This window comes from Anabaena sp. FACHB-83, assembly GCF_014697485.1.
Taxonomy (GTDB): domain Bacteria; phylum Cyanobacteriota; class Cyanobacteriia; order Cyanobacteriales; family Nostocaceae; genus Nostoc_B.
Genome location: NZ_JACJRY010000013.1, coordinates 89,724 through 101,968, shown reverse-complemented (window position 1 = coordinate 101,968; position 12,245 = coordinate 89,724). Strand labels below are relative to the sequence as shown.

11 protein-coding genes are annotated in these 12,245 nt (G+C 40.9%); 7 read left to right on the top strand and 4 right to left on the bottom strand.

From position 1 onward, the window contains the following. The first annotated feature begins 342 nt into the window (after positions 1-342). Positions 343-1,341: an RNA polymerase sigma factor, RpoD/SigA family gene (locus tag H6G79_RS17245; protein ID WP_190590317.1), complete on the top strand. Its 999-nt coding sequence runs from the start codon at positions 343-345 to the stop codon at positions 1,339-1,341. A gap of 122 nt (positions 1,342-1,463) precedes the next feature. Here the strand turns inward: H6G79_RS17245 and H6G79_RS17240 are convergent, their stop codons facing one another. Then, positions 1,464-1,814, bottom strand: a complete 351-nt coding sequence (locus tag H6G79_RS17240) for a hypothetical protein (protein WP_190590318.1) — start codon at positions 1,812-1,814, stop codon at positions 1,464-1,466. Positions 1,815-1,897: 83 nt separating this feature from the next. Between H6G79_RS17240 and H6G79_RS17235 the strand changes: the two genes are divergently transcribed. Both H6G79_RS17235 and H6G79_RS17230 read left to right on the top strand, forming a co-directional pair. Beyond that, positions 1,898-2,647: an ATP-grasp domain-containing protein gene (locus H6G79_RS17235; protein WP_190590319.1), complete on the top strand. Its 750-nt coding sequence runs from the start codon at positions 1,898-1,900 to the stop codon at positions 2,645-2,647. A gap of 239 nt (positions 2,648-2,886) precedes the next feature. Continuing rightward, positions 2,887-3,777, top strand: coding sequence for a cation diffusion facilitator family transporter (locus tag H6G79_RS17230; protein ID WP_190590320.1), 891 nt, complete (start codon positions 2,887-2,889; stop codon positions 3,775-3,777). A 109-nt stretch (positions 3,778-3,886) separates the two neighbouring features. Here the strand turns inward: H6G79_RS17230 and H6G79_RS17225 are convergent, their stop codons facing one another. Beyond that, positions 3,887-4,294, bottom strand: coding sequence for a response regulator (locus H6G79_RS17225; protein ID WP_190590321.1), 408 nt, complete (start codon positions 4,292-4,294; stop codon positions 3,887-3,889). Positions 4,295-5,196: 902 nt separating this feature from the next. Between H6G79_RS17225 and H6G79_RS17220 the strand changes: the two genes are divergently transcribed. Continuing rightward, positions 5,197-7,128, top strand: coding sequence for an ATP-binding protein (locus H6G79_RS17220; RefSeq protein WP_190590322.1), 1,932 nt, complete (start codon positions 5,197-5,199; stop codon positions 7,126-7,128). Positions 7,129-7,344: 216 nt separating this feature from the next. Here the strand turns inward: H6G79_RS17220 and H6G79_RS17215 are convergent, their stop codons facing one another. Continuing rightward, positions 7,345-8,034, bottom strand: coding sequence for an urease accessory protein UreF (locus H6G79_RS17215; RefSeq protein ID WP_190590323.1), 690 nt, complete (start codon positions 8,032-8,034; stop codon positions 7,345-7,347). Next, positions 8,012-8,452 carry an urease accessory protein UreE gene (gene ureE, locus H6G79_RS17210; protein WP_190590415.1) on the bottom strand — a complete coding sequence of 147 codons (441 nt, stop codon included), beginning with the start codon at positions 8,450-8,452 and terminating at the stop codon, positions 8,012-8,014. The genes H6G79_RS17215 and ureE overlap by 23 nt, the downstream gene beginning before the upstream one ends. An 82-nt stretch (positions 8,453-8,534) precedes the next feature. Between ureE and H6G79_RS17205 the strand changes: the two genes are divergently transcribed. From H6G79_RS17205 to H6G79_RS17195, 3 genes are all read left to right on the top strand, one after another. Then, positions 8,535-9,113, top strand: coding sequence for a hypothetical protein (locus tag H6G79_RS17205; protein ID WP_190590324.1), 579 nt, complete (start codon positions 8,535-8,537; stop codon positions 9,111-9,113). Between the two features lie 496 nt (positions 9,114-9,609). After that, positions 9,610-9,840: a NifU family protein gene (locus H6G79_RS17200; protein WP_062293460.1), complete on the top strand. Its 231-nt coding sequence runs from the start codon at positions 9,610-9,612 to the stop codon at positions 9,838-9,840. Between the two features lie 136 nt (positions 9,841-9,976). Continuing rightward, positions 9,977-12,211 carry a glycoside hydrolase gene (locus tag H6G79_RS17195; protein WP_190590325.1) on the top strand — a complete coding sequence of 745 codons (2,235 nt, stop codon included), beginning with the start codon at positions 9,977-9,979 and terminating at the stop codon, positions 12,209-12,211. The last annotated feature ends 34 nt before the right edge of the window (positions 12,212-12,245 follow it).

Sequence of the window (12,245 nt, the reverse complement as noted above, 5' to 3'; positions counted from 1 at the left end):
CTTTTTAAACTTCATTTATACTGGTTATTTTTTAGTTAAGTAGTAATCCTAAATAATTTATAAACATCTCTCTACCTTGTCCCCCTTGTCTCCCTTGTCTCCCTTGTCTCTTTTATTCATATCTCAAATAAAACTGATATCATTTTTCCATAGACATGATTTTTTCAAATCTTTGACAAGTTCCTGTAACATCAAGCTATTACATTAAGAAAAGTTAATTCTCAAATAGAAAAGTGTATCTAGTTATCGCGGGCTAAATTTTAGCGAATACTTAACCTTTGATATTTAGGATGCTAATCATTTTCTGCTAAATCCAGAAATTCTTATAGGGATGATAGAAAAATGAAATACCTATCTGATAAATCGATTGAAGCAAGCAATACCAACAGAAAATCTGTTTTTCCGGCTGATTTGGTGCGTAGTTATCTGCATGAAATCGGACGTATCCCTTTATTAAGTCATGAACAAGAAATAAAATTTGGTCAGCAAGTCCAACAAATGATGACTTTACTGGCTGCTAAAGAAAAATTAACTGTGCAGTTACAGCGCCAACCAACACAATCAGAATGGGCAGAATCTGTCCATCTGAGTGAAGCAGAACTATTACAACAACTCAAGCAAGGATATCAAGCCAAGGCAGAAATGATTAGGGCTAATCTGCGGCTGGTTGTTTCGATAGCGAAGAAATATCAAAAACGCAATTTAGATTTTTTGGACTTAATTCAAGAAGGAAGCTTAGGTTTAGAAAGAGGTGTTGAAAAGTTTGAACCTCAAAGAGGATACAAATTTTCCACTTATGCTTACTGGTGGATTCGTCAATCCATCACAAGAGCGATCGCAGAACAAGCACGCACTATCCGCCTACCTATTCATATTACAGAAAAACTCAATAAAATCAAACGCACTCAACGGGAACTAGCACAAAAATTAGGTCGTACTCCTTCCGCCGTTGACATTGCTCAAGCATTATCTTTAGAACCACAACAAGTTCGAGATTGTCTACTCTTAGCACGCCAACCTTTGTCTTTAGAATTACGAGTCGGCCCCGAAAGAGATACAGAATTATCTAGTATGCTAGAAGATGATGGCATCTCTCCTGAATCATACGCCGACCAAAGTTTTCTCAAACAAAATATCCAAGATTTATTATTAAAATTAAATCCTCAGCAACGCGAAATATTAACCTTAAGATTTGGCTTGACAGATGGAAATATCCTATCTTTATCTGAGATTGGCAAACAGATGGGTATTAGTCGAGAACGAGTACGACAAATCGAATCGCAAGCTTTAAGCACTCTACGCCGACACAAAGATAAAATTAGCGGCTATTTGGCTAGTTAATACCTCCCGCAAAAATGTTTGATTTGAGTTTATGTACCCACTCTGCTGGTCATTAGTATGTTTACTCAGCACGCTGCTCAACGCCCCGCTACCGCTAACAGCACTTTCAATTCAGTACCCGTTTACCCAACTTGTTCTAAATATTGGTTAATGTCTTCAATGAGGCGAGTGAGTTCAGCTTCTGTAGTTAAGCGAATGGTGACATCTCGCACTGTCAACAAAACTTTAGCAGCAAAGGGAGTCGGCCAGATATTAGGATTACAGAAAATTTCTAAAAATACCTCGCCAGTATAACGATATTCTAAAGGCGGTTGGGGGGTGACTTTACCACCAGCCGCAGGTTTAGCCGCAACAGCTTTCAGACTTGCCATTAATTGATCAATCGCCGCTTTTAATTCTCGTGCGGCTTGGGGTGAAAAACTGAAGGATACAGAACCTTCAACTAAATTTAATGTCAGAGGAGTTGAAGACATGGGCTTGATTAAATTTGTTTGATACTTACTTAATAGTACCGGAAGAGTTCGTCTAGACTGGGGCATCTCTACCAAAGGTCAAGATGATTCAGAAAGCATTTATCCAAGAAAAGGGTAATGGACGAATGGAACCGGAAATGGCTGATTTATTGGCGGAGTTAAATCACCGAGGAATTCCGGTTGAAACTTTTACCGAAAAACGTCTACACAGGCGACAGCTACCATTGGCTACTGACACATTAGTTGCTGGTTATATCCCAGTAGTATTGGGCGCATTACGACAGCTAGGTATAGATTTGCCAAATCTCACTGATTATCCCCAGTGTTTACAAGCATTTCTGCATCGGCAAATTTGGCGAAGCACAGTTGGGCAGATTATTCAGCGAATTTATGATGATCATGCACCCATATTTGCTAAACCTCAAAATCGCAAAAAGCAATTTACAGGTCATGTATTTGCCTCACCCAGCGATTTAATGTATTTGCAAGGAACATCTCACCGTACACCTGTATATTGTTCTGAGGTTGTTGAGTGGTTGTCAGAGTATCGGGTTTTTGTGATTCGCGGTGAGATTGTGGGAATTAAACATTACTGGGGAAATTCATCTGTAGCAGTTGATTTAAGCGCGATTACAGAAGCAGTGCAGTTGTTAAACGTTTCTGGTGAAGGAACTGCTGCTTACGGGATTGACTTTGGTGTTTTGTCAGATGGTGTTACTGCCCTGATTGAGTGGAACGATGGTTTTGCTTTAGGTAGCTATGGTTTGGATAAGTCTTTGTATACAGATTTAATTGTGACCCGATGGTGTGAACTGACTGGAGTATTCATTTAAAAAGAAAATTAATGAATTTTTTGCAGAAATTAATGATAATAAGTCGCTGATGATAAAAGTTGAGGCATTAATAATACTAAGCTTATGGCAGAAATTAAGTGTAATTAATCGCAACAACTACGACAAAATATTATAGGGTATATAGACAATAATTCTAAACAAGCAAAAAGTTATTTTACCTAATTAACATTTTGAGTTTTACACTTATAAGTCATAGAACTTACTGTTAAAAAATATCTATGACTTACGATAATCGCTGGACTGTTAGAAAGGTTTTAATAATTACCCTGCTGCTAAATTTATTCGTGATGGGGTTAAAGGCTGTTGTGGGTTATTGGACTGGTTCTTTAAGCTTATTAGCTGATGCTTTGCATAGTGTGACAGACAGTGCCAATAATGTTTTAGGATTATTTGCTAGTAAATTTTCTTCGCCACATCCTGACCGTGAACATCCTTACGGACACCAAAAATTTGAAGCGGTGGGAGCTTTAGGAATTGCAGCGTTTTTAGGGATAGCTTGCTTTGAAATTCTCCAAGGAGCAATTGAGCGGATTATAAAAGGTGGTGAACCTGTGAGAATTTCACCGCCTGAGTTGTGGTTATTACTAATAGTTTTGGGCGTAAATATTTTTGTGGCGTTTTACGAACGAAGAGTTGGTCAGCGTGTAGGTAGCCCAATTTTAATTGCTGATGCGATGCACACGATGAGCGATATTTGGGTAACGATTTCGGTAATTTTTGGTTTAATCGGGGTTTGGCTGGGTTTTCAATGGTTAGATATAGTGTTGGCGTTTCCTGTGGCTTTGCTGGTGTTTTGGAGTGGCTGGTCAGTGTTACAAGCTAATTTACCTTGGTTGGTAGATCAAATGGCGATCGCACCAGAAGCAATCCATGAAATCGCCACTTCTGTACCAGGAGTAATAAACTGCCATGATATTGCTTCTAGAGGCGTTTTAGGTAGGCAAGTTTTCATCGAAATGCACTTGATTGTAGATGCACCAGATGTAGAAACTGCACACCAGATCACAGAAAATGTAGAAAGACTCTTGCAAGAACGCTTTCATCCTGTGAGGATATTAATTCACGTCGAACCGCCAGAGTATAAATCTGAACAGATTAGTTTTAGTTAGGGAGATGTGGGGGACAAGGGGGACAAGGGAGACAAGGGAGACAAGGGAGAGATATATTACCTATAACCTCTAACCTCTAACCTGTAACCTCTAACCTCTAACCTCTAACCTAATAATTTTCACACTTAGTTACCGACTTAACTACGATCGCCACTAGTTCATTTGGGTCAACTGGCTTTGCAACATGAGTTTGAAAACCTGCTTCTAAGGCGCGGATACGGTCTTCTGTATCACCGTAGGCGGTTAAAGCGATCGCTGGGATTCTTCCTCCTTGGTCTGGTTTGAGCGATCGTACTTTGCGGATCAGTGTATAACCATCTTCCTCCGGCATAGCAATATCACATACTAAAACTTCTGGCTGTAGTGTCATTAATACTTCTAGTGCAGCTGCGGCTGATGCTACTGCAACAACATTGGCTCCATCTGTTTCTAACACGGTAGTGACGTAAAAACGGCTATCATCATCATCATCAACTACCAAAACATTTAAGCCCGCAAGCGGTAGAGGAGCTTCCATACAATCTCCGTTTACATTGAAAAATGCTGATTTTTCCAAGCGAAATTTTTGTTTTTCCTCAGCGAGCATACTATTAATAATTTTACTGCTTTCACAGCAGATTTTACCTAAAAAAACTCATTTTATCTACGATAATTAGTATTGGATACTTTTTATTTGCTGGTTTTTTGTTTAGTATGTTAATTAATTTTTGTGAATAATTATTTACAGATAAAATAAATAATACTCTCATCAATATCCTGTTTAATATAACAGATGATTAAGCTGAATCATACTCTAACTAAAGTCTTATTTCTTAAGATATACAGCAGATTCAATGTTTATGAGATACAGCAACTGATGGGAAAAAAGTAATGAATAATGAGTAAAAAATTTACTTATTACTCACTACTTATTACTCATTACTTAATATTCATGGCGTACCTCACTGACTTCAAAAGTGCTGTATAAGACCAAGATTTTAAATTTTGATGTCAGAACTTATTGCTGATACCAAAATCAGTCTGATGTAAAAAATAATACTTTTTATGATATAATTTGCTGGGATTAATTAAAATTCTCCAACTAATACCGATGCAACAATTATAGGAATTACGCATCAAAACTAAAAATCAAGGCTTTCAGCAAGGCTGTAAAGGTGTAGAGGTGTATTTATCCAAAACCCTTATACCTCACACCCTTACACCCCTAAATCCAATCTCCACAGACAACCTTTGTGCGTCATATCTAAATTATCTTGACTGCTGTTTCTCATTCAAAAGAGATACAATATGCTATCGACATTGTGTGAACGTCTATATTTTTCCGCCAATTGATATCCACCAATAGGTATAAAGATTTAAAATTTTTATCACTCGTTGGTTATATATTTTGATTTTCCCTGATGCTGCAAGCAACTAGTCATGGTGCAACTGCTGACAATTTTAATTATTGATGACTCCTCAGAAGACCGTGAGGCTTATCGTCGCTATCTGCTGCAAGACCAGGAATATAATTACAATATTCTCGAATCAGCATCAGGAGAGAAAGCCTTAGAAATATATCGCCAATTTCCGACAGACTGCATTTTATTAGATTTTTTATTGCCAGATATGGATGGGCTAGAATTTTTGGCAGAATTGCTGAAACTAGCCAAACCCGTTCCAGCCGTGGTGATGTTGACTGGGTATGGTAATGAAGCCATTGCTGTCCAAGCGATGAAAAGTGGGGTTCATGATTATTTAGTCAAAGGACAAACAACAGCCGGACGTTTGCATTCAACTATTCACTCAGCAGTCGCACAAGTTAAGTTGCGTCAAGAATTACAGCAAAGTGAAGCACGGTTGCGCGAAAGTCAGCAATTCATCGAACGCATTGCGGAAACAACCCCAGGAATTTTGTATGTTTATGATTTGCTAGAACAACGCAATCTATATCTGAATGGACAAGTTAATAGATTGCTAGGTTATACTTCCCAGCAAATTAAAGATTTGGGGCAGGAATTTTTGGTACAGACAATGTATCCTGATGATTTGCCTTTATTCTTTTTACATCTGCAAAAAATTGCCACAATTCAAAATAACGAAATTTTGGAATTTGAATACCGGATGCGTCATGCAAATGGCCAATGGTGTTGGTTTTACAGTCGAGATACGGTATTCACCAGAAACGCAGATGGTTCGCCACGTCAAATTGTCGGCACAGCTTATGATATTACTACTCGCAAACATCATGAAGTTGCACTGCAAAAAAGTGAAACCAAGTTTCGCAGAATTGTCGAGTCGAATGTGATTGGGATTTATTTTGCTGATTTTAGCGGTCTGATTTATGAAGCTAATGATGCTTTTTTAGAATTGTTAGACTACAGTCGGGCAGAATTAATCGCTGGAAATCTGCGTTGGGATGCTTTAACTCCATTAGAATATCACTCTCTTGATCAGCAAAAAGTAGAAGAATTAAAGATTTCTGGGGTTTGTACTCCTTTTGAGAAGGAATATTTTCGTAAAGATGGTCAGCGTGTGTCGGTGCTGGTCGGAATTGCGCGAATTGATGATACAGATCACAGAGGTTATAGTGTTTGCTTTGTGCTGGATCTCACCGAACGCAAACTTGTAGAAGCAGAACGTCAGCGATTGTTGCAATTAGAACAAGCCGCCCGTGCGGAAGCGGAAGCTGCTAACCGCGCAAAAGATGAGTTTGTGGCGATGGTATCCCATGATTTACGATCGCCTTTGAATGCGATTTTAGGCTGGACACAGTTACTGCGGACGAGAAATATGAGTCCCGAAAATATCAACCACGCCCTTGAAACAATTGAACGCAACGCCCAATCCCAGGCGAAACTTTTAGAAGACTTGCTGAATATGTCTCGGATTCTGCGAGGCAAGTTACAACTAGAATTGAGACAAGTTTATTTAGTGGCGATTGTCAGTCAATCTATTCAGGCGGCTTACCCCAGCGCCCAGGCGAAAAACATTCACATTGAATCTGTGATTGATCAGTCCATATCAACAATAACTGGAGATGGCGATCGCTTGCTGCAAGTTTTCGGTAATTTACTCTCCAACGCCATTAAATTCACCCCAAACGGCGGACGGATAGATGTAAAACTATTGCGTCAAGAATCTCATATAGAAATAGCTGTTTCTGATACAGGTATTGGAATTAGCTCAGAATTTTTACCTTATATATTTGAACGCTACCGCCAAGATGAACAGACTCCCAAACAAGGCGGTTTAGGTTTAGGTTTGGCGATCGCTCGTTATTTAATAGAACTACATGGTGGTACGATCCAAGCTATCAGTCTGGGTGCAGGACAAGGTTCTACTTTCAGTATTAAACTTCCTTTGCCGTAAATTACCCCAGTAAACATCAGGACAGGGCTACGGGGTACACACAAGCCAAAAATTCTCGTGTTCAACCACATCCCGCCTAGAAATTTAGTTCCAGGCTGATAGCTAAAGTCCAAAAAAAATGGACTGGAATACATTTTGGGTTGAGTAATCTTGAGATGACTTGCACTATGAGACTCGGAATTGATGCCGAGGCGGGATTCTAAAATTCAGTGATGTTTAACTTCTAAATAATCTCGTATACTGCGTTTCATGCTGCATACTGGCTAAAGATAAGCCCCAACTACAACAACTTAATTCATCATCCTCTAACACAAGAATTTCTTGAACAGTTGCACTCATTAAGGGCTGTAAACCGAGTAATAATTCTTGTCCGGCGGTTTGTCCGAGGGGAATGAGTTTGATTCCGGCGGTGATGAGATTAGTAGCCCAACTATGGAGATATGCGAGTAAAGCAGCATTGGGTTGAATTTGCCAATGAGCAACAGCAATGCCAAAAGCAACTGCATAATTGCAACGATTACCCAGACTATGAATAGTTGAGAGTAACTCTGGCTGTAGTTTACCAAGTAATTGCACAAGCGATCGCCCCATCTGCCAACTAGAGTTGCGTAATTCTTGGGTTTCTCTCGCCGCCGATAACCAGCGATTCCAATAACAGAGAGTTTCAACATTCCCCATCTTTGTAGATTCAGCCGCTCGTAACATCACCGCCCCCTCTAACCGAATTGCACCGTAACGTAACTCTGAGGTTAGCCAATGTTTTAAATTATCTTGATTGGTAATAATGCCATGTTCTACCAAAGTTTCCAAACCCTCAGAATAACTGTAAGCGCCCACAGGTAAAGCGGGGCTGGCTAACTGCAAAATCGCCAAAAAATGACTATCAGTGAGGGTGATGGTGTCCATAAGCCCCTAATTCTGGCTGAAACGGTGCAATTTCTTCTTTAATTTCCAGTCCTAACTGTACCAACATCGTTTGTAAAACATTATCTGGTGACAAACGCAAATAACTCGGCGTAATTTCCACAGGTACATGACGATTACCCAGATGGTATGCTGCTCGCATTAACAACAGTGGTGATGCAGCCGAGACAGTCAGCACAGATTCTGGCTTCGCAACAATTCTCATTACACCGCCATCATTTTCATCTTGTAGAATATCGCCATCCCGTAACACAGTCCCCCTGGGTAAACGCAAAAACACAACCTGACCATTTTCCATTTCAAACCGATGACGGCTGCGAGTCCGTTCTTGTGCCGTCAGTGCTAAAGTTAAACTCACCACAGCATTAGCATCTGGTGGTTTACGTTGAGTCAAAATCATCTTTGCACCTTTGCGCCTTTGCGCGAAACATTCAACATTCATTAATTTGATATTATTAACGAAGTGAGCGATCGCTAAAACTATGGCAAAGCGTAAAAAAAGCAATCTCCAGTGGATTAAAGAAACGCTTGATCTCCAACCCGACCACCACTGGGAATCTCCATCAGGCTATAAAATATTTGTCGCTAACCGGGGGGCTGTGCGCTTCAACGTTCCCCAAAATTGGGTGTTTGAACCCCAAGAAAAATCTTTCAAGTTCATGGATAGAAAACCACCCAAAGATGACTGCTGTTTAGAAGTATCTTTTAATCACCTACCGCCCCACGACTGGAGTTTGTTTCCCCTGAAAGCTACCTTAAAGAAAATCGTAGAAGAAGACAGCCGCGATGTCATTGAGAAAGGCGAAGTTATCACCCTCAAACGCCAAACCGCCAGAGTTGTGTGGACAGAACTTAAATTTATTGACACCCAAGCCGAACCAAGAGAAGCTTTTTCTCGAATTTGCATTGGTTTAGGCTCAAATATACAATGCTTAATTACCTTTGAATTTTGGGCAGACCAAGCCGAACAGTTAACACCCGTTTGGGATGAAGTGATGCGGAGTCTCACCCTAGGACTATATATCCGCGATCCCAGAACAGGTTTAGCTTTTCCAGATTAGTGCTGAGTGCTGAGTATTGAGTGCTGAGTGCTGAGTGCTGAGTGCTGAGTGCTGAGTAGTAATATACGCTTTTTAATTCAGCACTTTTTTGGTTACAGAAAAGTAGAGTGGAGAACTGACAGCAAGATTTTCTTTCCCCCACACCCACACTTCCCACACTCCCCACACTCCCTACACCCAATTTTTGTGACTGTATATGAAAACACTATATATATGCCTGGGGAGTAAGGTAAAGTTATGATGTATTTCACTTCGATTAACTAGTAAGTTCACGAATCCCGTCACAGGGCTGGATGTTAGCTGTTGAGTCGCTAGTGATTGTTTTGTGTCAAACAACAAAGGTAAAACTACGCCAAGCAATCTAGCGACAATTGGATCTAGGATTGATTTAACAAAGCTAAAAAACAAAGCTGTGGGTGTTGAGTTGCTAGTAGTGCCAAAAATCTACGAAAAACTCATACCTCATCACCATCACTAACTTCACAGGTCTAAAACAATGGAATTGACAATTGACAACGTAGAAACCGTTTTAGATGAAATGCGCCCTTATTTGATGTCTGATGGCGGTAACGTGGAACTTGTAGAACTTGATGGCCCTGTGGTCAGATTACGGTTACAAGGTGCTTGTGGTTCTTGTCCTAGCTCCACAATGACCCTGAGAATGGGTCTGGAACGCCGCCTCAAGGAAATGATTCCCGAAATTGCTGAAGTTGAACAAGTAATTTAGGGACTGAGGGATCAGAAGTAAAAAGTCAAAGGTCAAAAGTAAAAAGTCAAAATTTAACGCTTTTTACTTTTGCCTTTAAACTTTTCACTTTATAAATCCCTAAGTCCTCATCCCTAATCTTTAATCATTACCGATTATGTCCCATCCACTTTATGTTGCCTTTATTTGGCATCAACATCAGCCGCTGTACAAATCTCCTGACAGCGGCGTTTCACTTTCATCTACCCAACAATACAAGCTACCTTGGGTACGCTTACACGGTACTAAAGATTATTTAGATTTAATATTAATCCTGGAACAATATCCCAAGTTACACCAAACGGTGAATTTGGTACCTTCTTTGATATTGCAATTAGAAGATTACATTGCTGGTACAGCTTTTGACCCTTATTTAACAGCCAGCTTAACTGCTGCTGAACAACTAACCAGAGAACAGCACGAATTTATTGTCCAACATTTCTTTGATGCCAATCACCACACCTTGATTGATCCGCATCCCCGTTATGCTGAGTTATATCAACAAAGGCAAGACAAAGGACAAGCTTGGTGTTTAGCAAATTGGGGTGTGCAGGATTACAGCGATTTGCTGGCTTGGCACAATTTAGCTTGGATAGATCCTTTGTTTTGGGATGACCCAGAAATTTCTGCTTGGTTAAAACAAGGGCGGAATTTTAGTTTAAGCGATCGCCAGCAAATTTACGCCAAACAACGCCAAATATTAAGCCGCATTATTCCCCAACACCGGAAAATGCAGCAAACAGGGCAATTAGAAGTCACAACCACGCCCTACACTCACCCGATTATGCCTTTACTGGCTGATACTAACTCTGGTCGGGTAGCAGTGCCGAATATGACCTTACCAGAGCATCGTTTTCAATGGGCAGAAGACATTCCCCGCCACCTACGCAAAGCCTGGGATATGTATACAGAGCGTTTTGGTCAAGAACCCAGAGGTTTATGGCCTTCGGAACAATCTGTGAGTCCAGAAGTATTGCCGTATATTATTAAACAAGGGTTTAAGTGGATTTGCTCAGACGAGGCGGTCTTGGGTTGGACATTGCGACACTTCTTCCATCGGGATGGTGCAGGGAACGTCCAGCAACCAGAAGTGCTGTATCGCCCTTATCGCTTAACAACTCCAGCAGGTGATTTAGCGATTGTTTTCCGCGACCATAGATTGTCTGATTTAATTGGCTTTACCTACGGGTCAATGCAGCCAAAACAAGCCGCCGCCAACTTAGTGGGACATCTGCAAGCGATCGCCAAAAAGCAACGCGAAAACCCCAGCGACCAACCTTGGTTAGTCACCATTGCTTTAGATGGCGAAAATTGTTGGGAATTTTATCCCCAAGACGGCAAACTGTTCCTGGAAGCTTTGTATCACAATCTCAGCAATGACCCCCAATTGCAACTTGTCACCGTCTCAGAATTTATTGAAAAATTCCCACCCACAGCCACCATTCCCCAAGAGCAATTACACAGTGGTTCTTGGGTAGATGGTAGCTTCACCACCTGGATTGGCGACCCAGCAAAAAATAAAGCTTGGGACTACCTCACCCAAGCCAGAGCCGTGTTAGCCAGCCATCCAGAAGCCACCGAAGAAACTAACCCAGCCGCCTGGGAAGCTTTGTACGCGGCTGAAGGTTCAGACTGGTTTTGGTGGTTTGGCGAAGGACATTCTTCCAATCAAGATGCCATTTTTGATGAATTATTTCGAGAGCATCTGGCTGGCATTTACAAAGCCTTAAACGAACCCGTACCAGCCTATCTCTCTCAAGCTGTAGAAGTACATGAAATTCGTGCCAACCATCTTCCAGAAAGCTTTATTCACCCCGTCATTGACGGCCGTGGTGACGAACAAGATTGGGACAAAGCCGGCAGAATCGAAGTTGGTGGTGCGAGAGGCACAATGCACAACAGCAGCCTCATCCAACGACTTTGGTATGGAGTAGATCACCTCAACTTTTATATCCGGTTAGACTTCAAAAGTGGTGTCAAACCAGGACAGGAATTACCGCCAGAGTTAAATTTGCTGTGGTTCTATCCTGATAAAACCATGCACAATAGCCCAATTCCCTTAAAAGATGTGCCGCAGCAAGCACCAGTCAATTATTTGTATCATCACCATTTGGAAATTAATTTACTCACACAATCAGTACAATTCCGCGAAGCCGCAGAAGATTATCAATGGCAACCCCGCTTTAGCCGCGCCCAAGTAGCTTTAGATACTTGTTTAGAATTATCAGTACCTTGGGCAGATTTGCAAGTTCCACCTGATTATCCCCTGCGCTTGATTTTAGTGCTGGCTGATAATGGGCGTTTCTCCGACTATTTGCCAGAAAATGCTTTGATTCCGATTGAAGTACCGTAGGAAAATATCAGGTATGAAGGCTGAAGTATGAAAC

Excerpts from the sequence above, each read along its gene's own strand:
- H6G79_RS17230 (WP_190590320.1), top strand. The coding sequence starts at position 2,887 with ATGACTTACGATAATCGCTGGACTGTTAGAAAGGTTTTAATAATTACC.
- H6G79_RS17245 (WP_190590317.1), top strand. The coding sequence starts at position 343 with ATGAAATACCTATCTGATAAATCGATTGAAGCAAGCAATACCAACAGA.
- H6G79_RS17195 (WP_190590325.1), top strand. The coding sequence starts at position 9,977 with ATGTCCCATCCACTTTATGTTGCCTTTATTTGGCATCAACATCAGCCG.
- H6G79_RS17240 (WP_190590318.1), bottom strand. The coding sequence starts at position 1,814 with ATGTCTTCAACTCCTCTGACATTAAATTTAGTTGAAGGTTCTGTATCC.
- H6G79_RS17205 (WP_190590324.1), top strand. The coding sequence starts at position 8,535 with ATGGCAAAGCGTAAAAAAAGCAATCTCCAGTGGATTAAAGAAACGCTT.
- H6G79_RS17220 (WP_190590322.1), top strand. The coding sequence starts at position 5,197 with ATGGTGCAACTGCTGACAATTTTAATTATTGATGACTCCTCAGAAGAC.
- H6G79_RS17200 (WP_062293460.1), top strand. The coding sequence starts at position 9,610 with ATGGAATTGACAATTGACAACGTAGAAACCGTTTTAGATGAAATGCGC.
- H6G79_RS17235 (WP_190590319.1), top strand. The coding sequence starts at position 1,898 with ATGATTCAGAAAGCATTTATCCAAGAAAAGGGTAATGGACGAATGGAA.
- ureE (WP_190590415.1), bottom strand. The coding sequence starts at position 8,452 with ATGATTTTGACTCAACGTAAACCACCAGATGCTAATGCTGTGGTGAGT.
- H6G79_RS17225 (WP_190590321.1), bottom strand. The coding sequence starts at position 4,294 with ATGGAAGCTCCTCTACCGCTTGCGGGCTTAAATGTTTTGGTAGTTGAT.
- H6G79_RS17215 (WP_190590323.1), bottom strand. The coding sequence starts at position 8,034 with ATGGACACCATCACCCTCACTGATAGTCATTTTTTGGCGATTTTGCAG.